Origin of the sequence: Aeromonas sp. FDAARGOS 1417 (assembly GCF_019046985.1) — a bacterium.
In the GTDB taxonomy this organism is placed as follows: domain Bacteria; phylum Pseudomonadota; class Gammaproteobacteria; order Enterobacterales; family Aeromonadaceae; genus Aeromonas; species Aeromonas veronii.
In genome coordinates this window covers 2,872,255-2,895,966 of the sequence record NZ_CP077221.1, presented here as the reverse complement: position 1 = coordinate 2,895,966, position 23,712 = coordinate 2,872,255, and the positions used below count along the sequence as shown (strand labels likewise).

At 61.3% G+C, this 23,712-nt stretch carries 19 protein-coding genes; 8 read left to right on the top strand and 11 right to left on the bottom strand.

The window, feature by feature from the left end; translation table 11 throughout:
• The first annotated feature begins 338 nt into the window (after positions 1-338).
• The 4 genes from I6L47_RS13305 (at position 339) to I6L47_RS13290 (ending at position 5,074) form a co-directional block, all read left to right on the top strand.
• Complete coding sequence (locus I6L47_RS13305) at positions 339-1,337, top strand: BMP family protein (protein ID WP_005340803.1); 999 nt, start codon at positions 339-341, stop codon at positions 1,335-1,337.
• An 85-nt stretch (positions 1,338-1,422) separates the two neighbouring features.
• On the top strand, positions 1,423-2,988 hold the full coding sequence (locus I6L47_RS13300; RefSeq protein WP_005342527.1) for an ABC transporter ATP-binding protein: 1,566 nt from the start codon (positions 1,423-1,425) through the stop codon (positions 2,986-2,988).
• The gene (locus I6L47_RS13295) at positions 2,988-4,106 is read left to right on the top strand and encodes an ABC transporter permease (protein ID WP_005357011.1); all 1,119 of its coding nucleotides are present in this window, start codon (positions 2,988-2,990) and stop codon (positions 4,104-4,106) included. Before I6L47_RS13300 ends, I6L47_RS13295 begins: the two co-directional genes overlap by 1 nt.
• A 2-nt stretch (positions 4,107-4,108) precedes the next feature.
• A complete protein-coding gene (locus I6L47_RS13290) occupies positions 4,109-5,074 on the top strand; it encodes an ABC transporter permease (protein WP_021230728.1) in 966 nt (321 codons plus the stop codon).
• Positions 5,075-5,340: 266 nt separating this feature from the next.
• Here the strand turns inward: I6L47_RS13290 and I6L47_RS13285 are convergent, their stop codons facing one another.
• A complete protein-coding gene (locus I6L47_RS13285; protein ID WP_160880614.1) occupies positions 5,341-7,332 on the bottom strand; it encodes a bifunctional 2',3'-cyclic-nucleotide 2'-phosphodiesterase/3'-nucleotidase in 1,992 nt (663 codons plus the stop codon).
• 348 nt (positions 7,333-7,680) lie between these two features.
• On the opposite strand from I6L47_RS13285, the gene I6L47_RS13280 reads away from it, so the two are divergent.
• Positions 7,681-8,622, top strand: a complete 942-nt coding sequence (locus I6L47_RS13280) for a hypothetical protein (RefSeq protein ID WP_216947590.1) — start codon at positions 7,681-7,683, stop codon at positions 8,620-8,622.
• An 81-nt stretch (positions 8,623-8,703) separates the two neighbouring features.
• On the opposite strand, the gene mgtE is transcribed toward I6L47_RS13280, so the two are convergent.
• The 9 genes from mgtE to argS form a co-directional block, all read right to left on the bottom strand.
• Complete coding sequence (mgtE, locus tag I6L47_RS13275; RefSeq protein ID WP_216947589.1) at positions 8,704-10,128, bottom strand: magnesium transporter; 1,425 nt, start codon at positions 10,126-10,128, stop codon at positions 8,704-8,706.
• Between the two features lie 146 nt (positions 10,129-10,274).
• Positions 10,275-11,675: a siroheme synthase CysG gene (gene cysG / locus I6L47_RS13270; protein WP_216947588.1), complete on the bottom strand. Its 1,401-nt coding sequence runs from the start codon at positions 11,673-11,675 to the stop codon at positions 10,275-10,277.
• Positions 11,676-11,687: 12 nt separating this feature from the next.
• The gene (nirC, locus tag I6L47_RS13265) at positions 11,688-12,500 is read right to left on the bottom strand and encodes a nitrite transporter NirC (protein ID WP_216947587.1); all 813 of its coding nucleotides are present in this window, start codon (positions 12,498-12,500) and stop codon (positions 11,688-11,690) included.
• Positions 12,501-12,634: 134 nt separating this feature from the next.
• Positions 12,635-12,952: a nitrite reductase small subunit NirD gene (gene nirD, locus I6L47_RS13260; protein ID WP_041202829.1), complete on the bottom strand. Its 318-nt coding sequence runs from the start codon at positions 12,950-12,952 to the stop codon at positions 12,635-12,637.
• Positions 12,952-15,498, bottom strand: a complete 2,547-nt coding sequence (gene nirB / locus I6L47_RS13255; protein ID WP_216947586.1) for a nitrite reductase large subunit NirB — start codon at positions 15,496-15,498, stop codon at positions 12,952-12,954. Before nirB ends, nirD begins: the two co-directional genes overlap by 1 nt.
• A gap of 264 nt (positions 15,499-15,762) precedes the next feature.
• Positions 15,763-17,091, bottom strand: coding sequence for an HslU--HslV peptidase ATPase subunit (hslU, locus tag I6L47_RS13250; protein WP_216947585.1), 1,329 nt, complete (start codon positions 17,089-17,091; stop codon positions 15,763-15,765).
• 66 nt (positions 17,092-17,157) lie between these two features.
• Positions 17,158-17,691, bottom strand: coding sequence for an ATP-dependent protease subunit HslV (gene hslV, locus I6L47_RS13245; RefSeq protein WP_139437848.1), 534 nt, complete (start codon positions 17,689-17,691; stop codon positions 17,158-17,160).
• 187 nt (positions 17,692-17,878) lie between these two features.
• A complete protein-coding gene (locus I6L47_RS13240) occupies positions 17,879-18,724 on the bottom strand; it encodes an SPOR domain-containing protein (protein WP_005340771.1) in 846 nt (281 codons plus the stop codon).
• A gap of 3 nt (positions 18,725-18,727) precedes the next feature.
• Complete coding sequence (argS, locus tag I6L47_RS13235) at positions 18,728-20,473, bottom strand: arginine--tRNA ligase (RefSeq protein WP_216947584.1); 1,746 nt, start codon at positions 20,471-20,473, stop codon at positions 18,728-18,730.
• A 310-nt stretch (positions 20,474-20,783) separates the two neighbouring features.
• Between argS and I6L47_RS13230 the strand changes: the two genes are divergently transcribed.
• The 3 genes from I6L47_RS13230 (at position 20,784) to I6L47_RS13220 (ending at position 22,748) form a co-directional block, all read left to right on the top strand.
• Positions 20,784-21,350, top strand: a complete 567-nt coding sequence (locus I6L47_RS13230) for an LON peptidase substrate-binding domain-containing protein (protein WP_139733598.1) — start codon at positions 20,784-20,786, stop codon at positions 21,348-21,350.
• A gap of 140 nt (positions 21,351-21,490) precedes the next feature.
• On the top strand, positions 21,491-22,060 hold the full coding sequence (locus tag I6L47_RS13225; protein WP_005355542.1) for a sigma-70 family RNA polymerase sigma factor: 570 nt from the start codon (positions 21,491-21,493) through the stop codon (positions 22,058-22,060).
• Positions 22,053-22,748, top strand: a complete 696-nt coding sequence (locus I6L47_RS13220) for a ChrR family anti-sigma-E factor (protein ID WP_216947583.1) — start codon at positions 22,053-22,055, stop codon at positions 22,746-22,748. The genes I6L47_RS13225 and I6L47_RS13220 overlap by 8 nt, the downstream gene beginning before the upstream one ends.
• A gap of 66 nt (positions 22,749-22,814) precedes the next feature.
• Here the strand turns inward: I6L47_RS13220 and bacA are convergent, their stop codons facing one another.
• The gene (gene bacA, locus I6L47_RS13215) at positions 22,815-23,630 is read right to left on the bottom strand and encodes an undecaprenyl-diphosphate phosphatase (RefSeq protein ID WP_159142725.1); all 816 of its coding nucleotides are present in this window, start codon (positions 23,628-23,630) and stop codon (positions 22,815-22,817) included.
• Positions 23,631-23,712: the final 82 nt, after the last annotated feature.

Genomic DNA, 23,712 nt, shown 5'->3' with positions numbered 1-23,712 from the left:
TCTTGCTCGCGCGGTTTGTGGGGATTTTGCGAGCCGGATCACGGGCTTGCCGGGGGGCTGGATGAATAACAGGGGAAAACGGTTTACAGTAACTTGCTGAACAATAAGAGAAATGTCGTTTGGGTCTTTTTGTTGTTAGCATAAAAAACTGAAAAGTAGCTAAAAAACAACTGCTTATAAGGTTATTTGCTTAGAATTCAAACCGTTAACGCAAACGTTTTTCCCTTATCATTTGCTTGACCCGCATCGGGGCTGACTTAGAGTAAGCCTGCGTGCTAGATAGCCTGCTCTGACAGGCAAGCAAGTTCCCTCACTTAATAACAATCAAGGATACGATCGTGACTAAAGTGCTCAAGCTGGCCACCGTGGCCTCCCTCACTCTCGCTGCTCTCTCTGCTCAGGCTGCTTCCGAGCCAGCCGTCATTTATGACACCGCGGGCAAGTATGACAAATCATTCAACGAAGCCGTGTTCCGTAACGGCGTCGAGCTCTACAACAAGGACAAGGGCGTCAAGGTCAAAGAGTTTGAACCCCAGAACGAAGCCCAGCGCGAGCAGGGTCTGCGTCGTCTGGCCAGCCGTGGCAACGGCCCGATCGTGGCGGTCGGTTTCAACATGGGTTCTGCGGTAGAGAAGGTTGCGACCGAATTCCCGAAAACCCAGTTCACCATCATCGACATGGTGGTCGACAAGCCGAACGTCCAGTCCGTCATCTTCAAGGAGCATGAAGGTTCCTTCCTGGTGGGCGCACTGGCTGCCATCGCTTCCAAGAGTGGCAAGGTCGGCTTCGTGGGCGGCATGGATATCCCGCTGATCCGTAAATTCCAGTGCGGTTACGAGCAGGGTGCCAAGTTCGTCAATCCGAAGATCGAAGTGTTCCAGAACATGGCGGGCTCTACCCCGGCCGCGTTTGCTGACCCGGCGAAAGGTGCCGAGCTGGCCAAGTCCCAGTTCGCCAAAGGTGCTGACGTGGTTTACGCCGCAGCTGGCGGTACCGGTATCGGTGTCTATCAGGCAGCCAAGGACAGCGGCAAGTTCGCTATCGGTGTGGACTCCAACCAGAACCACCTGCAACCGGGCACCATGCTGACCTCCATGGTCAAGTCTGTGGGTCTGGCCGCTTACCAGACCTGGGATGACGCTGCCAAAGGCGAGTGGAAGCCGGGTATCAAGAACCTGGGTCTGGCCGAAGGCGGTGTGGATTGGGCGCTCGACAAGGACAACGAGAAGCTGATCACCCCGGAAATGAAAGCCAAGGTAGATGCCATCAAGGCTGAAATCATCGCTGGCAAGGTCAAGGTTCATGACTACATGAGCGATAACACCTGCAAATACTAATTAGATAGTTGCTACGACTCTCAACGCACCACCGGCCCGCACGGGCCGGTTTTTAGTCTTATTTCATGAAACGCAGGGCTGCATCATGGACCAGACAGATCGCTATGCCATCGAATTAAGAGGTATCGATAAGCGGTTCGGCGAAGTGTACGCCAACAAGCTGATCGACCTTAAGGTTCGCAAAGGCAGTATCCACGGCATTGTCGGCGAAAATGGCGCCGGTAAGTCCACCCTGATGAGCATCATTTATGGTTTCTACCATGCCGACAAAGGCGAGATGCTGATCGACGGGAATCCTTTCAAACCCCATGGCTCACAAGATGCGATTGCCGCAGGGGTGGGCATGGTTCACCAGCACTTCATGCTGGTCAATAACTTCACCGTATTGGAAAACGTCATCCTCGGCGCTGAGAACGGCTGGCACCTTCAGCAGAGCGTGGCGTCAGCCGAAAAGCTGCTGGGCGAACTGGCGCGGGATTATGGCCTCGACGTGCCGCTGCACGAGAAGGTCGAAGATCTGCCGGTTGGCTTGCAACAGCGGGTCGAAATACTCAAGGCGCTCTATCGCGGCGCCCGCATCCTGATCCTCGACGAGCCGACCGGGGTACTGACCCCGCAAGAGGCGGATCACCTGTTCGAGGTGCTGAAAAAGCTGCGGGATCAGGGGGCAACCATCATCCTTATCACCCACAAGCTGCGGGAGATCCTGGCCATTACCGATCAGGTCTCCATCATGCGCCGTGGCGAGATGGTGGCGCACGTCGCCACCAAGGATACCGACAAGGAGCAGCTGGCCGAGCTGATGGTGGGCCGCAAGGTACGCCTCAAGGTCGACAAGGGGCCAACCCAGCCCGGTGAAGCCAAGCTGAAGATCGAAGGGCTCAGCTATTTCGACGCCAGCAAGGTGGAGCGGGTCAAATCGGTCAGCTTCGAGGTGCGGGCCGGTGAAGTGGTCGGCATCGCCGGGGTCTCCGGCAACGGTCAGTCCGAACTGCTCAGCCTGCTTGGCGGCATTCTCAAGCCGAGCAAGGGCGGCTTCACCATCAGCAGCCGCAGCGGCGTGCACAAGGTGAGCGCGGAGCACCCGGCCGATCCGGAGCTGGTGCGCAATTACGGTCTCGGCCATGTGCCGGAAGATCGCCACAAGATGGGGCTGATCAACCGCTTCGAGGCGAAAGAGGCCTTTATTCTCGGTTATCACCGCCGCCCGCAATACAACAAGGGTTGGCTGCAGAACAAGGAGGCGATCCAGCAGGATTGTCAGGCCAAGATGGAGAAGTGGGACGTGCGCCCGCCCCATCCCGATCACAAGACTGCCAACTTCTCCGGTGGCAACCAGCAGAAGCTGGTGATCGCCCGTGAAGTGGAGCAGGACCCGGATGTGCTGTTGATCGGCCAGCCGACCCGCGGGGTCGACATCGGCGCCATCGAGTATATCCACCAGCAGATCATCGCCATGCGCGATAAGGGCAAGGCTGTCTTGCTGGTCTCGGTGGAGCTGGACGAGATCATGAGCCTCGCAGACCGGATTCTGGTCATTGCCGATGGTCGCATCGTTGGCGAGCTGGATGGTGCCAAGGCGGATGAGCGCACCATTGGTCTGATGATGGCGAACATAGTGCCGGACGAAGTTGCCAAGGAGGCCCACTGATGAGCCAAGTACGTATTCCTGCCTGGGTCTCCGTAGGCGTCTTGTCTGCGGTCAACATCCTGCTGGCCTTCCTGGTGTCGGCCATTCTGTTCTACTACCTCGACATCAACCCGGTCGATGCCGCCAAGATCATGTGGTACGGCGCGTTCGGCACCGGTGAAGGGGTCGGCTTCACCCTCTACTACGCAACCGGCTTTATCTTTACCGGTCTGTCGGTGGCGGTCGCCTTCCACGCCGGTCTGTTCAATATCGGTGGTGAAGGTCAGGCCTATATCGGCGGTCTCGGTGTCGGTCTGGTCTGTCTGATGCTCGGCGATGTGCTGCCGTTTGCCCTGCTGTTGCCGCTCTCCATCATTGCCGGTGGTCTGTTCGGTGCGGCCTGGGCCTTTATTCCGGCCTGGCTGCAAGCCAAGCGCGGCAGCCATATCGTGATCACCACCATCATGTTCAACTTCATCGCCGCCTCGCTGATGGCCTATCTGCTGGTGGAGGTGTTCAAGCCGCCCGGCTCGATGGCGACCGAGAGCAAGGTGTTTGCCGAGGCAAGCTGGCTGCCCAAGATGAGCGGGCTGGCGAACCTGTTCGGGATGGAGATCCCCAACAGCCCCCTCAATATCAGCTTCTTCTGGGCGCTGATCTGTGCGGCGCTGGTGTGGGTCTTTATTTGGCACACCCGCTGGGGTTACGAGATCCGCTCGGTCGGCGCCAGCCAAAGTGCCTCCGCCTACGCCGGTATCTCCTATCCCAAGGTGGTGATCCTGGCGATGGTGATCTCCGGCATGCTGTCGGGCTTCTTTGCCCTCAACGTGCTGCAGGGTGAGCTGCACCAGATCAAGCTCAACTTTGTGGAAGGGTTCGGCTTCACCGGTATCGCGGTGGCGCTGATGGGGCGCAACCATCCGGTTGGCGTCATCATCGCCAGCCTGCTGTTCGGTTTCCTCTATCAGGGAGGCGCCGAGCTCAGCTTCGAGTTCGGTGTCGACCGCAACATCGTGGTGGTGTTGCAGGGTCTGGTGATCCTGTTCTGTGGCGCCCTTGAGCACATGATGCGCCCGCGCATCGAGCAGCTCTATCTGGCGTTTGCCAACCGCTCAGCCGCACAAGCTAAAGGAGTCTGATCATGTTTGAAATTCTGATCCTGATGCTGGATGCGACCATCCGTACCGCGCCGCCGCTCATTCTGGCGGCCATGGCGGGTATGTTCTGCGAGCGCTCCGGGGTGGTCAACATCGCGCTGGAAGGCAAACTGCTGGCGGCGGCGTTCGCCAGTGGTGCGGCAGCTGCGGTCTCCGGTTCTGCCTGGATAGGTCTGGGGGCCGGGGTGGGTGTCTCTATCCTGTTTGCTCTGATGCACGGCTTTGCCACCATCACCCACCGTGGTGATCAGGTGGTGAGCGGCATGGCCATCAACATTCTGGCGGCCGGTCTGACCGTCACCCTGGGCCGTTACTGGTTCGATCAGGGTGGCCAGACTCCGGCACTCTCCGGTGATGCCCGTTTCGCCCCCATCGATCTGCCCTATGCCAAGGAGCTGTGGGATGTGCCGGTGATCGGCCAGCTCTACAGCGAGCTGCTGAGCGGCCACTCCCTGCTGGAGTACGTGGCGTTTGCCTGCGTGCCGCTGGCCTGGTGGGTGATGTTCCGTACCCGCTTCGGTCTGCGTCTGCGGGCGGTGGGTGAGGCGCCCGCAGCGGTCGATACCGCCGGTATCTCTGTGGTGCGGATGCGCTACACCGCGCTCCTCATCGGCGGCCTGCTGGCCGGTATCGGTGGCACCTATCTGGCGGTGGCCCAGACGGCCCAGTTCATCCCCAACATGAGTGCGGGCAAGGGCTTTATGGCGCTGGCGGCGCTGGTGTTCGGCAAGTGGCGTCCCTGGAATGCCATGGCAGCCTGCCTGCTGTTCGGCTTCCTCGATGCGGTCGCCATCCGCTTGCAAGGGGTCAGTATCGGTGGCTTCGCCATTCCGGTGCAGGCCATCGAGGCACTGCCCTACATCCTGACCGTGTTCCTGCTGGCCGGCTTTATCGGCCGTGCGGTGGCGCCGAAGGCGCTCGGCACCCCCTATGTGAAGGAACGGGAGTAGCGCCCTTTATCGCGATATACCCGACCACCCAGATAACAACAGGCCCACTTCGGTGGGCCTGTTTTTTTATGGGCGGGATGGGACAGATCAGTCGGGATCTGGATGGTGTGATAGAGGGAGGCGATGGCGTGAAGGGATAAAGGGGCTGCGTGAGTTGCTGCGGGGAGCGGCTGGCTTACAGGTGCATATCCCGCTGCCAGTACCATTAAAAACCCCCTCGTATCAGGAGGGGGTTGCAGAGGTTATTGCCAGATTAACCCTGAGGTTCAGGGTGCCAACACCAGCTTGTAGACGCCAAAGCCGGGGTGTTTGGCATCGGTGGGTGGCAGGGTCTCCACATAGTTCAGCTTGCCACCGGTCAGGGCTTGCGCCTCGCTGCGTGGCGAGCTGTAGATGCGCAGATCCAGATTGGCGGGCAGGGGGGCCAGCTGCCAGTTGTTGTCTGCTGGAGGCTCGAAACCGGCCGGATTCTTCTCTGCCAGATCCTTGAGGTATTCGGAGAGCACTTCGCGGGTTTCGAACTGATCTTCATGGACGATCACCTTGGCGTTGATGCCCGGGAAGTTGCCACCACCGCTGGCGCGGTAGTTGTTGGTCACCACGTAGAACATCTGGGTCGGGTCGATCGCCTTGCCCTGATAGGTGAGGTTGGTGATGCGATAGCTGTCGCTCACCTTGTTGCCATCCACATCGTAACGGGCGGGTTTGGTCACATCGACCTGATAGTTCACCCCGTCGATCACGTCGAAGTTGTAGGTGCGGTACTTCTCGTTCACCAACCACTGGGTAGCGGTGCTGGCGGCATCGATCTTGTTGAACTGGACGGCGCTCTTCTCCAGCCACTCCTGTACGGTCGCGCCATTGATGGCGACCACCTGCAGGGTGTTGGGGTAGACATAGAGGTCGGCCACGTTGCGCAGGGAGATATCGCCAGCCGGTACATAGGTGAAGTCGGTCGGGCCGTTGCGACCGCCACGGAATGGCGCGGCGGCGGAGAGGATGGGCCATTTCTCCTTGAGCTGACCATCCTGTTGCAGTTTCTTGGCATGCCACAGCTGGGCGTCGCTGACGATCTGGATGGAGGGGTCATCCTGTACCAGCGCGAAGAAGCTGTGGATTGGCTTGGTGATCTTGCTGAGGGGTTCGTCCAGCCACTGGTTGGCCTGCTCGTGCTCGGCAATGACCTGATCGACCACCGCCTGATCTTCGGTGCTGCTGGCGCTGCTGTCGATTTTGCGCAGCTGGGACTGGCTGGAGGCCACTTCCCAGCGACCCTCTTTCCAGGTCATGTGCAGGTCGATGATGCCGAGGTGGTTGCCCCAGACGCCCGGCATCACGGTCGGTACGCCCGCCAGGGTGCCTTTCTCGTTGTCCACGTCGGTCATGTTGGGGTAGTCGCCCGGGAAGGTGCGGTGGGCATGGCCCAGCAGCAGGGCATCGACCCCCTTCACCTTGGCCAGCGGCAGTGCGGCGTTCTCCATCATGGGTTCGCGCGGGTCACCTATGATGCCGGTATGGGCCACGACTACGACGATGTCTGCGCCCTTGGCGCGGATTTCGGGTACATAGTGTTCGGCGGTCTCGACCATATCGGCCACCACCACCTTGCCTTCCAGATTGCGCTTGTCCCACTGGGTGATCTGGGGGGGAGTCAGCCCCAGCACCCCGACCTTGATGGTCTGGGTATTGCCGTTGGCATCCTTCACCTGACGATCCAGCACCACATAGGGTTTGAACTTCTGCTTGCTCCAGTCGATGGTGCCCTTGCCATCACGGCTGAAGGCATCGGCCTGGAAGACGTTGGCGTTGATGTAGGGGTAGTTGGCCCCTTTCAGGGTCTCTGAGAGGAAGTCGAGACCGAAGTTGAATTCGTGGTTGCCCAGGTTGCCGACATCATAGCTCATGGTGTTGAGCGCCTTGATGGCGGGGTGGGTCTGCTTGCTCAGCCACTGCTGTTTGACCTGCTGGTCGTGGATATAGTCGGCCAGCGGGGTGCCCTGGATCAGGTCGCCGTTGTCGATCAGCAAGTTGTTGGCGTTCTCTTCGCGGGCCTTGCGGATCAGCACAGCGGTGCGGGCAAAGCCCAGCGAGGCATCCGGCTTGTTCTGGTAGTAGTCGTAGCTCAGCAGGTTGGAGTGGATATCAGAGGTTTCGATCAGCCGCAGGGTGAGATCACCGGGGGCCTGAGAGTTGTTGTCATCACAGCCGGACAGCAAAAAGATAACTGCCACCGCGCTCAGTTTGAGGGTGGTTTTCATTGTTGGATTCTCTTGTTATGGGTATGCCAGCGTGGTGCATTCTATCGACAGCAAAAGAATCCGATTGTGAGCAGGCTGGCAATTCGGGCTAATTACCCTCCTGTTAATAGAGTTATGACTCTGATTTTCATCTGTTTTTTCGGGTCGCTACCCTCGCTGCTTTTCCGCCGTGAGTCACCCTGTCGTCACCGTTGTGCGGTCGGAGCAAGCTGCGCGGCTTGCCGCTCCTGCGAGGCTGTAATGGTTGGTTACAGATCTCCATTCGACTGATAGATGACCTTTCCCTTAAATTCAGCGGCGATTGATTGCATCTAAAAATTACAAAGCGACAGCAAGGAATAAAGCTTCATGAAAATGCACAACAAAGCGCTGCTGGCCATCGCCTGTGCTGCGGCCCTGTCTGCCTGTGACAGCGAAAAAGCTGCCAACAGCATCGCCAAGCGGGTGCCACTAGCCCTGCCGGAGGCGGGTCTTTACCAAGCGAATCTGATGAGCCGCGACGGCGACAAGGCGACGCCGCGCATGATCAAGGATCTGGATGGTCTGGCGCTGGTCTACCCGAAGGGTGAAACCGTGCAGCACTGGGGTGTCTGGGTGGATCATCAGGTGGGCAAGGTCGAGACCAACAGCCAGTGGTTGGGGCAGGCTGACCAGAAAGCCGACAAAGACGGGATCTACCCGGTGCAGTTGATCCGCAACAGCGAACGGCTCGGCACCAGCACTGCGCTCAGCTCGGTGACCAATGACCACAACCTCATCACCTTCCAGGATCAGCCGGTCATCGATCTGCAGGGCAAGGAGATCAAGCGCTGGGTTTTTGATTTCACTCGGACCGGCACCAAGTTCTCCGACAATTCCCCCATCTATTCCGGTTTCAGCGGTCATGTGGCGGTGACGGCCCTGACCACCAAAGCGGTGACCACGGCCAGCTGGAGTGCCACGGACAGCGATGGCTTCAGCAGCGACATGGTGGGCAAGGTGGATACCACCAACAACGGCGGCAAGCTGACGGTAGCGATCGAGTTTCCGGCGGCAGGTTGTACGCTGGTGGGCGAGGGGAGTGCGACGGCCGGGTTGAGCAAGCTGACCATGAGCGGGTTTGGCAAGTGCAACTTCAAGCAATCCGCTGCCGCCACGCCGATCGAAAACCTCTGGACTGCCGCTCTGGCCCGGGCGATGGATAACAGCGTTGCCTATGTCACCACCTTTACCACGGATGCCAAAAAAGAGGCGCTGGTCATCGGCTTCCCCGACACCAATGGCTTGCTGATCACCGCTGACAAGCGATAAGCAGCCCAACGGCAGGGGCGGGCAAACGCGCCTGAAACAACAAGGGAGCCAGTGGCTCCCTTGTTGTTTTCAACGCACGGTTTACAGCAGGAACAGGGTCGCCAGCCCGAGGAAGATAAAGAAGCCGCCGGTATCGGTGATGGCGGTGATCATCACGCTGGCACCGACTGCCGGGTCGCGGCCGAGGCGGGTCATGGTCATAGGGATAATGACCCCCATCAGCGCCGCCACCAGCAGGTTGAGCATCATGGCCAGGGTCATCACGGCGCCGAGCGCCGCATCCTGATAGAGCAGATAGGTGGCGATGCCCATGGTGCCGCCCCACACCAGCCCGTTGATAAAGGCGACCCCGAGTTCCCGTAGCAGCAGGAAGGAGAGGTTGCCCGCCTGAATGTGCTGCAGCGCCAGCGCCCGCACTATCATGGTGATGGCCTGGTTGCCGGTGTTGCCGCCGATCCCGGCGACGATGGGCATCAGGGCCGCCAGCGCCACCAGCTGGGAGATGGTGTGCTCGAACAGGCCGATCACCCGCGAGGCGACAAAGGCGGTGCAGAGGTTGATGGCGAGCCAGGCCCAGCGGGTCTTGACCGCCTTGGAGACCGGGGCGAACACGTCTTCATCCTCGCTGATACCCCCCATCCGGCGCAGGTCGGTGTCACTCTCCTCATAGACCAGATCCACCACCTCTTCGACGGTGAGGCGGCCCATCAGCTTGCCCTTGCCATCCACCACGGCGGCGGAGAGCAGGTCATCCCGTTCGAAGGTGCGGGCGGCCGCTTCGTCGTTATCCTCCGGATCGAAGGTGACCGGATCCCGCTCCATCACGTCGCTCACCAGGGTGGCGGGCTTGTGCAGCAGCACTGTGGTGAGGGCCAGCTCCCCCAGCAGATGGTTGCGCCGATCGATGACGAACAGCTTGTCGGTGTTGGCGGGGATCTTGCCGCGCAGCCGCAAATAGCGCTGCACCGTGGCCAGACTCACATCGGGGCGGATGGTGATGATCTCGAAGTCCATCATGGCGCCGACGGTGTGCTTGCCGTAGCGGATCACCTCCCGCACCCGATCCCGGTCGGCGGGGGCCATATAGGTGAGGAGCCGCCCCATCAGGTTGCGTGGCAGGTACTGGCCCAGATAGATCTGATCGTCGATATCCAGGGTACGCAGGGCGTGCAGCAGCTCCTTGTCGCTCATCCCGCTGATCAGGCTGTCCCACACCGTCTCGGAGGCTTCGACCAGGATCTGGCCGCGCTTCTCCTCCTCCACCAGCGCCCACAGGGCATGACGCTCATCGGGCGGCAGCGACTCCAGCGCATCGGCGACGTCGGCGGCGGGCAACCCGTTGACCAGCGCCGTGAGTTCGCTGGTCTGATCGCGCTGCTCTGCATCCTGCACCGCTTGCGGGTCGAGCAGGCTGTCGGTGAGGGCGTCATCGCGTAGCAGCAGGGTGAGAATGCGGGATCTGTCATCCGCGCGCTGCCGGGCGCTGTTCTTGATGGGAAGAGACATGGGATGAATTCCTGAGATGGTAGCCAAGGGCTCAATGCCCATAGGATACCAGACTTAAAACAACAGGTTATGACCGTGATGGGAGAAGAGGGAGGTAAAAGTGAGGCCACCTGCTGGTGGCCTCATGGTGAGTTGCCGAGGATACCTCAGGCGAGGGCTCGCTGGCGCGGTGGGGCCTCGCCAAACCAGGCGAGCCGGTCGGCCAAAGTGACCACCGAGCCCACCATGATGAGGGCAGGACTCTCGACCCCCACCGCTAGTGCGGGTAGCTCATCGAGGGTGCCGCGAATGACCCGCTGGCAGGGTTGGGTGCCGCGCTCGATCAGCGCCACCGGGGTATTGCCTGCCTTGCCGTGGGCCAGCAGTTGCTCGCGGATGGTGGCGCAGGAGGAGAGCCCCATATAGAAGACCAGCGTCTGCCGATCTTTGGCCAGCAGCGGCCAGTCGAGATCCCGGGCGCCCCCCTTGCCGTGGGCGGTGACGAAGCGCACGCTCTGGGCGTGATCACGGTGAGTGAGCGGAATGCCAGCGTAAGCGGCGCAGCCGCTGGCAGCGGTGATCCCCGGCACCACCTGAAAGCCAATGCCAGTACCAACTAGCGTCTCCAGCTCTTCGCCGCCACGGCCGAAGATAAAAGGGTCGCCCCCCTTGAGCCGTACCACCCGCAGCCCCTTCTTCGCCTCCTCCAGCAAGAGCTGGTTGATCCCCTCCTGCGGCACGCAGTGGTTACCCGCCTGCTTGCCGACGAAGATGCGCTTGGCATCCCGGCGCACCAGTGCCATCACCTCGTCGGAGACCAGTCGGTCATAGACCACCACGTCCGCCTGCTGCATCTGGCGCAGGGCGTGCAGGGTGAGCAGACCCGGATCGCCGGGGCCAGCTCCCACCAGCACCACTTCGCCAGCGCTCTGGCTCTCGTCGGCAAACAGGTTGTCGGCCAGCTGGTGGGCAGAGGCGCTATCCCCCCGCGCCAGCGCCTGACCGAGTCGGTCTGCCCCGAGTAACCGCTCCCAGAAGCGGCGCCGCTCGCCCATGCTGGCGAAGCGCGCCTTGACCCGCTCCCGCAGGCTGCCAGCAAAGGTCGCCACGGCGCCCAGATGTTGCGGCAGCAGGGCTTCGAGTTTTTCCCGCAGCAAGCGGGCCAGCACCGGTGCCTTGCCGCCGGAGGAGATGGCCACCATCAGCGGCGAGCGATCGATGATCGACGGCATGATGAAGCTGGAGCGTTTCGGGTCATCCACCACGTTGGCAAAGATCCGCGCCCGGTTGGCACTTTGGTAGACCAGTGCGTTCACCTCGCGCCGATCGGTGGCGGCCACCACCAGCCACTTGCCCACCAGTTGTTGTGGCGCGAATTCACCGGCCAGCCACTCGATGCTGCCGTTGGCTGCCAGTTCCGCCAGCTCGGGGTCGAGCTCGGGCGCGACCACTGTGAGGTGGGCACCGGCATCCAGCAGCAGGCGCGCTTTGCGCTCCGCTACCTCACCGCCGCCGACCAGCAGCACGGGTTTGTTGTCGAGTTGGCAAAAGATGGGCAAGTAGTCCATGGGGCCTCCTGATCAGGCGGTTTGGGTCTGGTTGGCAGTGCTGGTGGTTTCAGTCACTGCGACCGGGCGCTCAGCCTTGGGGGTGGCATACCAGTAACCGAGGCCCATAAAGAGGACGCCGGAGACGGTGTTGCCCAGGGTTACCCACAGCAGGTTGTGGCCGATGCCACTCAGGGTGTAGGCCTCGGAGTGGGCGCCGAACCAGGAGAGAGCGAACAGGGTCATGTTGGCGATGGAGTGCTCGTAGCCGGAGGCGATAAAGGCCAGCAGGCACCACCAGATGGCGATGAAGCGGGCGGCCCCTTCGGTGCGCAGCGCCATCCAGATGGCGAGGCAGACCAGCCAGTTGCAGAGGATCCCCTTCATAAACAGGGTCAGGGCCGGTGCCTGGGTCTTGGCCAGCGCCACCTTGTGGGCCAGGCTGCCCGCGTCCGGCAGCAGGCTGCCGCCGTAGGAGTAGATGAGCGCCACCACGACGGAGCCAATCAGGTTGCCCGCCCAGGTCTGCGGCAGGATGCGCAGCAGGTCGGCCATGGTGATCTTGCCGCTCTTCACCCCGAAGGTGAGGAACATGGTGTGGCCGGTAAACAGCTCGGAGCCGGCGATGATCACCAGGGTCAGGGCGATGCCGAAGGTGGCCCCCATTACCAGCGGCCGGATGGCCGGATCCACCAGATTGCCGAGGGTGAAGATCAGGATGATGCCGAGGCCCACATAGGCCCCTGCCATGGCGGAGCTGAGCCAGAAGCCGAGCTTGTCGCTGCGCTCGAAGCGGTTGATACGGGCCGCGTTGGCGGCGCACTTGTTAATGGTTTCGGTGTACATTTTTGTTTCCTTCAAGCGGGCCACCCGTGGGCGGCCCTGATATTCATGGTGTTAGACTGCGACCCAGACCTACTGATCTCGTACTTCGACGGGGACGTAGCCCTGTACCGGCATGGATCTGGGGGTTGTCGACATCAGACGGCGACCCAGACCTGCTGATCGCGCACTTCAACGGGATAGCTTTGAACCGACATCGCCGGATTGTCGAAACAGTGGCCATCGCTCAGACGAAAGCGCTGCTTCTTGAGCGGACTGGCGACCCAGAGCTCGCCGTCGTGTTCGCAGATCAGGCCCCGTGACAGCACGTTGGCAGCGAAGAAGGGATCCCGGTTGTCGATGGCGAACACCTCGGCGGCCGCGCTCGGGCGGAACAGGGCGATCTGGCGACCCTCAATGAGTGCGCAGACACCGGTTCCCGGCAGGATGTCGTTGAGTTGGCAGGCAAGTTTCATCATTTGGTTTCCACCTCGATCTGGTAGACGGGGATGCGCTCGGCCGGAGTGGCGGGTCTGTGCTGGTCACGCTCGGCGACAAACTGGACGTCCGGATCGCGCTTGTCGCTGTTGATGAAGTGGCTGAAGCGCTTGAGCGCCTCCTCTTCATTGAGGGTGCGCGACCATTCGCACTCGTAGCTGTCGATGAGGGTCTGGATATCGCGCTCGAGCGTGTCGGCCAGCCCCAGCTTGTCATCGACGATCACCTCGCGCAGGTAGTCGACGCCCCCTTCCAGATTGCCGAGCCAGACCGAGGTGCGCTGTAGTTTGTCGGCGCTGGTGACGTAGAACATCATGAAACGGTCGATCAGCTTGATGAGGGTCTCGCGGTCGAGGTCAGACGCCAGCAGGTCGGCGTGGCGTGGCTTCATGCCGCCGTTGCCGCCCACATAGAGGTTCCAACCCGCATCGGTGGCGATGATGCCGACATCCTTACCTTGCGCTTCCGCACATTCGCGGGTACAGCCGGAGACGCCGAACTTCATCTTGTGCGGAGTGCGAATCCCCTTGTAGCGGTTCTCGAGGAAGACCCCGAGGCCAACGCTGTCCTGCACGCCGAAGCGGCACCAGGTGCTGCCGACGCAGGTCTTGGCCATGCGCAGCGCCTTGGCGTAGGCCTGACCGGTCTCGAATCCGGCCGCCAGCAGCTTGCGCCAGATGGCCGGCAGATCATCCTTCTGGGCCCCGAACAGGCCGATGCGCTGGGCGCCGGTGATCTTGGTGTAGAGCTTGTAGTCGCGGGCCACTTCGGCCACCGCCAGCAGCCCTTCCGGAGTCACTTCGCCACCGGCCATGCGCGGGATGACGGAGTAGCTGCCGTCCTTCTGCATGTTGCCGAGGAAGATGTCGTTAGTGTCCTGCAGCGGGGTGTTGCGCGGGCTCAGCACATGCTCGTTCCAGCAGGAGGCGAGGATGGAGCCGACGGTCGGTTTGCACACCTCGCAGCCATAGCCCTGACCGTGCTTGGCCAGCAGTTCGTCGAAGCTCTTGATCCCCTCCACCTTGACCAGATGGAACAGCTCCTGACGGGAGTGGGGGAAGTGGGCGCAGAGGTGGTTGTTGACCTCGATGCCCTGCTTCACCAGTTCGGCGTTGAGCACCTGACTGATGAGCGGCACGCAGCCGCCGCAGCCGGTACCGGCCTTGGTGTGCTGCTTGATGGCGGCCAGGGTGGTGTGGCCCTCGGCGACGGCCTGGGCGATGTCGCCCTTGGAGACGTCGAAGCAGGAGCAGATCTGGGCGCTCTCCGGCAGGGCATCTACCCCCAGCGTCGGCTTGGCACCGGCGTAGGCGGGCAGGATCAGGGTGTCCGGGTGGCTCGGCAGCGGTAGGGCGTTGAGCATCATCTGCAGCAGGTTGCCGTAATCTTCCACGTCACCCACCAGCACGGCGCCGAGCAATCGGCTGTTGTCCTCGCTCACCACGATCTTCTTGTAAACGCCAGCCTGGTCGTCCTGGAACACATAGCTGTGGCTGCCCGGGGTGCGGCCGTGGGCATCACCGATGGAGCCGACGGAGACGCCGAGCAGCTTGAGCTTGGCGCTCATGTCTGCCCCCTCGAAACGGCTGTCGCCGCCGAGCAGGTGGTCGACGGTGATCTGGGCCATCTTGTAGCCCGGCGCCACCAGCCCGAAGAAGCGGCCCTGCCAGGCGGCGCACTCGCCGATGGCATAGATGTCGGGATCGGAGGTGAGGCAGTGATCGTCGATGACGATGCCGCCGCGCTCGGCGATAGCGAGATCACCGTAACGGCCCAGGGTATCTTGCGGGCGAATGCCGGTGGAGAAGACCACCACGTCCACTTCCAGTTGGCTGCCGTCGGCGAAGGCGAGGCGGTGTTTCGCCTGTTCGCCGCCGTGCATCAGGATCTCGCTGGTGCTCTTGCTGGTGTGTACCTGTACGCCCATGGATTCAATTTTGCGGCGCAGCAGCTGGCCGCCCTGACCGTCGAGCTGCTCGGCCATCAGCACAGGAGCAAACTCCACAACGTGGGTCTCGAGACCCAGCGCCTTGAGGGCACCGGCCGCTTCGAGGCCAAGCAGGCCGCCCCCGATCACCACCCCGCTCTTGCCACTCTTGGCGGCGCTGCGAATGGCTTTCAGATCCTCGATGGTGCGATAGACGAAGCACTCGTGGTGCTGACTGCCCGCAATGGGCGGCACCCAGGGGTAGGAGCCGGTGGCCAGCACCAGCTTGTCGTACCCGACCACAGTACCCTTGTTGGAGTGCACTTCGCGGTTGGCCCTGTCGATTTTTTTCACCGCTTCGCCGAGCAGCAGGCGGATGCCGTGCTTGTCGTAGAAGCCGGGTTTGACGAGGGAGAGATCTTCGCTGGTGTGATGGGAGAAGTAGGAGGAGAGATGGACGCGATCGTAAGCAGGACGGGGTTCTGCACCGAATACAGTGATCTCGTAGCGACCCGGCTCGGCCCGCTCGATCAGCTCTTCGATGAAGCGGTGCCCCACCATGCCGTTGCCCACAACGACCAGTCTGACTTTGCTCATGATTGCCTCTAGTTTGGAGTAATAAAACATCATTCTGGGGCTAGGCTACCCAGTCAGTCGGGGCGGGCAATTGATGCAAATCAAGTGTCTATTTATATATCTCGTCAGGGGTAATTCGATAAAATTCAAAGATATACAAAAATAGGTATACCAGTTGAGAGTTTTGCTACTGGGTGCGAGTGGGACATAGAGAGGAGGGAGCTGGGTCTTAAAATGCAAAACGCCCCCATTGCTGGAGGCGTTTTTTTACAAACAGAACTGCGCTTACAGAATAAAGCGGCTCAGGTCCTCGTCTTCAATCAGCTTGCCGAGGTGGGCGTTGACGTAGTCGGTGTCGATGACAAAGGTCTCGCCGGACTTCTCGGAGGCGTCGTAGGAGATATCTTCCATCAGGCGCTCCATCACGGTGTGCAGACGACGGGCACCGATGTTCTCGGTACGCTCGTTGACCTGCCAGGCCGCTTCGGCCAGACGGCGGATGCCATCCTTGGTGAACTCGATGTTGACCCCTTCGGTGGCCATCAGCGCCTTGTACTGATCGGTCAGGGAGGCGTTCGGTTCGGTCAGGATGCGCTCGAAGTCATCAGTGGTCAGGGCGGTCAGCTCGACCCGGATCGGCAGACGGCCCTGCAGCTCGGGGATGAGGTCGGACGGCTTGGCAATCTGGAAGGCGCCGGAGGCGACAAACAGGATGTGGTCGGTCTTGACCATGCCGTGCTTGGTGTTGACGGTGCAGCCCTCGACCAGCGGCAGCAGGTCGCGCTGTACCCCTTCACGGGAGACATCGGGGCCCGAGTTCTCGCCGCGCTTGCAGATCTTGTCGATCTCGTCGAGGAAGACGATGCCGTTGTTCTCGACCGCTGCGATCGCTTTCTGCTTCAGCTCTTCCGGATTGACCAGACGGGCCGCTTCCTCTTCGATCAGCGCCTTCATGGCCTCTTTGACCTTGATCTTGCGCTTCTTCTTCTGGTTCTGGCCCAGATTCTGGAACAGCCCCTGCAGCTGGTTGGCCATCTCTTCCATGCCCGGCGGGGTCATGATTTCGACGCCCATCGGGGAGGCGGAGAGTTCCAGCTCGATCTCCTTGTCATCCAGCTGACCTTCCCGCAGTTTCTTGCGGAAGATCTGGCGGGTGTTGGAGTTGTCGGCTTTCTCTTCCTCACCCCAGGTGTTGCGCGGGTTGGGCAGCAGGGCGTCGAGGATGCGCTCTTCGGCGGCTTCCTCAGCGCGATATTTCATCTTCTCCATCTCGGTTTCGCGCACCAGCTTGATGGCGGCATCGGTCAGATCGCGGATGATGCTGTCCACTTCCTTGCCGACATAGCCCACTTCGGTGAACTTGGTCGCTTCCACCTTGATGAAGGGGGCGTTGGCCAGCTTGGCCAGACGACGGGCGATCTCGGTCTTGCCGACACCGGTCGGGCCGATCATCAGGATGTTTTTCGGGGTCACTTCATGGCGCATCTCTTCGTTGAGCTGCATCCGGCGCCAGCGGTTGCGCAGGGCAACGGCAACGGCGCGCTTGGCATCGGCCTGACCAATGATGTGTCTGTCCAGCTCGTGGACGATTTCTCTCGGGGTCATCTCGGACATGATGGTGTTCCTGTATCCGGGGCGGGCAGGGCCCACCCCTTGGAGAATGGGGTTTGGCTGGTGGCCTTATTTGGCTGCGTAGTCCAGCACTTCAATGGTGTGGTTGCCATTGGTGAAGACGCAGATGTCGCCCGCAATCTTGAGGGACTTCTCGACAATGGCCCTGGCATCCAGCTCGGTGTTTTCCAGCAGCGCGATGGCGGCGGACTGGGCGAAGTTGCCGCCGCTGCCGATGGCGATGAGATCGTGCTCCGGCTGCACCACGTCACCGTTGCCGGTGATGATGAAGGATTTGTGTTCGTCGGCCACGGCCAACAGCGCTTCGAGGCGGCGCAGGGCGCGATCGGTGCGCCAATCTTTGGCCAGCGCCACGGCGGCGCGCTCCAGATTACCCTGATGGGCCTGCAGTTTTGCTTCGAAACGTTCGAGCAGGGTGAATGCGTCGGCGGTACCGCCAGCGAAACCGGCCAGCACCTTGCCGTTATAGAGGCGATGAACCTTGCGGGCGTTGCCCTTCATGACGGTGTTGCCAAGAGAGACCTGGCCATCGCCACCGATGACGACCTGACCGTTGCGGCGAACTGAAACTATGGTAGTCACTTTACTTACCTCGCTTGAGCCGAATGACGGCCTGACTGTGCATGGCAAGAAAGATGGGGATAGCAAACGGGCTTTTCAACCCTGCCTTTAGTCGGGATAAACGGGGTAGCAAACAGCGTGGGTGCGAGTGGCACCAAAAGAACAGGGCCGGGTGTTGCCACCCGGCCCTGTGTCATCGGTAAGCGGATTACCCTTTCTTGGGAATGCAGCCGCTGATGCCGGAGCTCTGCAGCTTGCTGTTGGCCGCATCGGCGGCCGCCTTGCCGTTGAAGGGGCCCACCATCACCTTGTAGACGGTGCCGTTGGCGCCATTGATCACCTGCAGGCTGGAAGAGAGACCGGCGGTGAAGGCGATACGTGCCTTGAGCGACTCTGCGGAATCCTGCGAGCGCAGGGCGGCGCACTGCATCATATAGCGACCGCTGTCGGCGGCTGCGGTCTGGGCTGGCGGAGTGGCCGCTTTGGCCTTGGCCGCTTCGGCCCGCTCCCGTTCCAGCTCGGCGCGGATCTCCCGCTCCATCCGTTCCCGTTCGGCCTTGCGGTCGATCACCTGCTCTTGCGCGCTGGCAACCGGTGCACCCGAGGTGGAAGGGGTGGTCGCCGGATTGGGCTGATAGGGCTTGGGCTGGCCGATGGGTGTTCCCGGTTGGGGAATGTCGGTCGGCACCGGCTGTGGCAGTTTTTCCGGTTGCAGGGTCATGGTATCTGCCGGTGGTGGCGGCAGCACACCCGGCTGGGTCGGCGGCTCTATGATATCGACCTGCTTGTTCTCAAGCCGTTCGATGTAGCTCCACTTCTCCTGAGGCAGCCCGTTATTCTGCGCTTTTGGCTTGTTGGCCTTTACCTGCTCCTCAATGGTGGGGGCGTCGTTGCCCTTGCCATTGATCATGTAAAGGAAGCCACCAAAGCCTGCCAGCAGTGCCACGACCAGCAGCACTGGAATAACAGGAAAGCGGCGAGGTGCCGCTTTCTTGGTGTTGCGACCACCCGCCCGACGTCGCGGGCGGCTGCCGACATAATCCCGGGTCGCCATCTATTACATGCGCTCCAGGGTGTGGATGCCCAATACGCCCAGACCCAGCTTGAGGACCTTGGCGGTGGCGGCGCACAGCAGCAGACGGCTCTGACGGGTCGCTTCGTCGACGCCATCCTTGTTGATCGGGCAGGCTTCGTAGAAGGTCATGAAGTTGCCGGACAGCTCGTACAGATAGGTACAGAGCAGGTGCGGCATGCCCTTGTCCGCCACGCCGTTGACCGCGTCGGAGAACTGGATCAGCTTCTGGGCCAGCACCTCTTCCGCTTCCTCGTTCAGGATCACATGACCGCTCAGGGTGTCGGCATCGACGCCGGCCTTGCGGAAGATGGACTGGATACGGGTGTAGGCGTACTGCAGGTACGGCGCCGTGTTGCCTTCAAAGGAGAGCATCAGGTCCCAGTCGAAGATGTAGTCGGTGGTACGGTTCTTGGAGAGATCCGCATACTTGACCGCACCCATGGCGATGGCGTGCACCACCTGGGCCTTCTCTTCGGCGGAGAGGTCGCTGTTGCGGCTCTCCAGCAGGGCGCTGGCGCGCTCTTCGGCTTCGTTCAGCAGTTCGACCAGCTTGACGGTACCGCCGGAACGGGTCTTGTAGGGACGGCCGTCCTTGCCCAGCATCATGCCGAAGGCGTGGTGCTCGAGCGGCACGGATTCCGGCACATAGCCCGCCTTGCGGGTGATGGTCCAGGCCTGCATCAGGTGCTGGTGCTGACGGGAGTCGATGAAGTACATCACCCGGTCGGCGCCCAGGGTTTCGTAACGATATTTGGCACAGGCGATGTCGGTGGTGGTGTAGAGGAAGCCGCCATCGCTCTTCTGGATGATGACGCCCATGGGCTCGCCATCCTTGTTCTTGTACTCGTCCAAGAAGACGACGGTGGCGCCTTCGCTCTCGACCGCCAGACCGCGCGCTTTCAGATCGGCGACGATCTCCGGCAGCATGTCGTTGTACATGGACTCGCCCATGATGTCCTTGTTGGTCAGGGAGACATTCAGGCGGTCGTAGTTGCGCTGGTTCTGCTCCATGGTCATGTCGACCAGCTTCTTCCACATGGTGCGGCAGTACTCATCGCCGCCCTGCAGCTTGACCACGTAGTTGCGCGCGCGCTCGGCGAAGGCTTCGTCTTCGTCGTAGTGGCGCTTGGCCTGGGTGTAGAAGGCTTCCAGATCGCGCAGCTCCATGTCGGAGGCGTGCTCGTTGGCCATCTTCTCCAGATAGGCGATCAGCATGCCGAACTGGGTACCCCAGTCGCCGATGTGGTTGGCACGCACCACCTTGTGGCCGAGGAACTCCAGTGCGCGGGCGGCCACGTCACCGAGGACGGTGGAACGGATGTGGTGCACCGCCATCTCCTTGGCCACGTTGGGGGCGGAGTAGTCCACCACCACGGTCTGCGGCGCCGGCAGCTTCACGTTGGCGTTGGCGGAGGTCACCATGGCCTCCACCTGGCCTGCCAGCCAGCTCGGGTCGAAGAAGAAGTTGATGAAGCCGGGGCCGGCGATCTCGACTTTGGCGATCAGATCGGAGGCGGGCAGGTGCTCGATGATGGCAGCGGCCAGCTCACGGGGATTCTTGCGGGCCGGTTTGGCCAGCAGCATGGCCAGGTTGGTGGCCAGGTCGCCGTGAGCCTTCTCCTTGCATCGGTCTACTTGCACGCGGGCTTCCAGGTCCGCCGGCAGGACGCCCGCAGACTTCAGATTGGCTACCGTTTGTTCAAGTAGATGATGAATATGCTCTTTCATAACTGACCACCAAGGTTGCGCGTCGAAAAATGACTGATATATAAGGGCGTGAATTTTACCCGCATCGGCCCGAGAAAACTATAGGGATGACCCGCCGCTCGCTGTCGGGCGGATATTTCACTGCGTTTGGCGCCATATTCCAGAATATTGGACGGAAATTATGGTGCTTATCCATTTCTACTGCATATCGAAGCGGCTTGTCCAGGCTATTTTCCCCTGATTGTTAAGGGTTTTTCCTTTCCGCTGACGGGAATGATCTCCTCCCTCTGGCCCGGCGTATCAACAGAGGTTCCCAACCGAGGAGTTTGCGATGCGACTGGCGCTGTTTCCCCTATCTGCCCACCTGCTGCCCGGCGGCATCATGCCGCTGCGGATCTTCGAACCGAGATACCAGCGGATGATCGCCGAGGCGGGGGAGTCCGGCTTTGCCCTCTGCATGGTGGACCCTCGTCAGCCCGACGCCCTGCGCAACATGCTGCCCATCGCCACCCGGGTCACCATCATCGATTTCGACCGGTTGCCGGACGGCATGCTGGGGATCACGGTACAGGGGATGGAGCGGGTGCAGATAGAGGATCTGTGGCAGGAGCAGGATGGCCTGCGTATCGGCGAGGTGACGCCGCTGACGGCCTGGCCGCCCCGCCGGCTCCATCCCGATCAGCAGCCGCTGGTCGAGGCGTTGCGGGAGGTGTTTACCGACTATCCCGACTACGCCGCCCTCTATCCCGCCCCCCGCTGGGACGATGGCAACTGGGTGGCCCAGCGCTGGCTGGAGGTGCTGCCGATCCCCCCTGAACAGAAGCAGTTGTTGCTGGCCGCTGCCGACAATCAGCCCGCCATCGCCCTGCTCAAGGGGGTACTGGTGGCCAGCCACTGATTTTTTCTGACCCGCTGATCCGCCAGCGCCGCAGCGCCGTACAAGTCATCACCACAGCATGTTCGACAGCACACCAAAGGGATGGCGCAATGGCATATACTGGCCAACCACACTCGACCATACGCAGGACCTCGCCCGTGATGGATAACCCGGATGGCGACCTCAAATCTCTGCTGATCAGGGTGGCAGAGCAGGCCGACAAGGCTGCTTTTGCCCGCCTGTTCCAACACTTTGCGCCGCGTATTCGCAGCTACGGCCTGCGCCACCTCGGCAGCGAAGCCAACGCCATGGAGCTGGTGCAGGAGACCATGCTGCTGGTGTGGCAGAAGGCGCGTCTCTACCACCCCGAGAAGGGGGCGCCGACCACCTGGATCTACACCGTGATGCGCAACCAGTGCTTCGACATGCTGCGCCGTCGTCGCGCCAGCAAGGAGGATCTCTGTGCCGAGGAGCTGTGGCCGGTGCTGGAGTTTCAGGCCGAAGAGGAGCATCTGAGCGGGGGGGAGGATGCGGTGCTGACCCGTCAGATGGCCCATTATCTGGGCACCCTGCCGGAGCCGCAACAGCAGGTGGTGCGCGGCATCTATCTGCAGGAGTTCTCCCAGCAGGAGTTGGCGGAGCGACTCGGCGTGCCGCTCGGCACCATCAAGTCCCGCCTCCGGTTGGCGTTACAGAAACTGAAAGAGCAAGTGGAGCAAGGCCATGATTAAAGCCCATCCGACCGACCCTATGCTGCGTGCCTTCGCCGCCGACGAGCTCCCTCTGCCGCTGGCGGTGGGGCTCTCCGCTCACTGTGAACTCTGCCCCGATTGTGCTGCCCGACTGAAGACATTCGAAGAGGAGCTGGCGCAGCAATATCTTGCCTCGCCGGCAGAGCCCGAGCTGGACTCCCGCGATGAAGTGGGACTGGACGCCGGATTCGACGCCATGCTGGCGGATATTCTGGCGCAGCCGCTGGCAGAGCCCCTCTCCGAGCCAACACATGACCAGCCCCGAACGCAGCACGGCGAGCTGGAGGTAGCCGGTCACGCCTACCGCTTGCCACGGGTGTTGGCCCGCTACCGTTCGCCCAAGTGGCGCCATATCGGGGCCATTAGTCAGCAGAGTCTGCCGCTGGACGAGATGGGGGCGCGCGCCAGTTTGCTCCATATCGAGGCGGGCGGTCGCATCCCCGAGCACACCCATCAGGGCTATGAGCTGACCCTGCTGCTGGCTGGCAATATTCAGGATGGCGATACCCTTTACAAGGCGGGAGATTTCATCTGGCGCGATGCCAGCCACTCCCACAGCCCGCATACGCCCGATGGCTGCCTCTGCTACACGGTGCAGGATGCGCCGGTGCAGTTCACCAAAGGGCTGTCGCGGCTGCTGAACGGCATCAGCCAGCACCTCTACTGAGCACCATGATGTCATAGAAAAAGGGACCATATAGGTCCCTTTTGTCATTTCATTGCAGGCTGCCGGTCAGGCGACAAACACCAGATAGACGGCGAATGCCACGATAAAGCGGTAGATGGCGAACGGGATGAAGTCGATGCGGCGGATCAATGTCAGGAAGGTCTTGATCGCAAACATCGCTACCACGAAGGCGGTGATAAAGCCCACTGCAAACATCGGGAAGTCGGCCATCGAGAGGAAATCGCGGCTCTTGTAGAGATCAAGCCCGCTAGCCGCCACCATCATGGGCACCGCCATGATGAAGGAGAACTCGGCGGCGGCGTGACGACTGATCCCCATCAGCATGCCACCACTGATGGTGGCGCCGGAGCGGGAGAAGCCGGGCCACAGGGCCAGACACTGGAACAGACCGATGCCGAACGCCTGCTTGTAGCTGATGTCATCCAGGGTTTCGGCTGTGACGGCCGGGCGGAACTTCTCGGCGATGATCAGCAGGATGCCCCCCGCGACCAGCGCGTACATGACGGTCTGCGGGCCAAACAGGTTGGCCTTGATCCAGCTGTGGATGGCCAGACCGACCACGATGGCGGGCAGCATGCCGAGGATGACGTGGATCAGCGACAGGGTGGCATGGCCCGGTTCCGGCTTCTGGCCGAAGTGGATGCCAATCAGGCCAAACAGGCGGCGCCAGAAGACGGCGACCACGGCGAGGATGGAGCCAAGCTGGATCACCACTTCGAAAGTGGCAGCCTTGGGCCCTTCAAAGCCCAGCAGATGGCCGACGATAATCATGTGGCCGGTGGAGGAGACGGGGAGGAACTCGGTCAGCCCCTCGACGACGCCCAGAATAAAGGCGACCAGCAGGCTATAAGTGTCAGTCATCGAACAAACAATCCTTAACTTCGTTGATGTAAAAACGCCCCGAAAGGGTCTCGGGGCGGCATATCTTGCTCGATTGTGACTG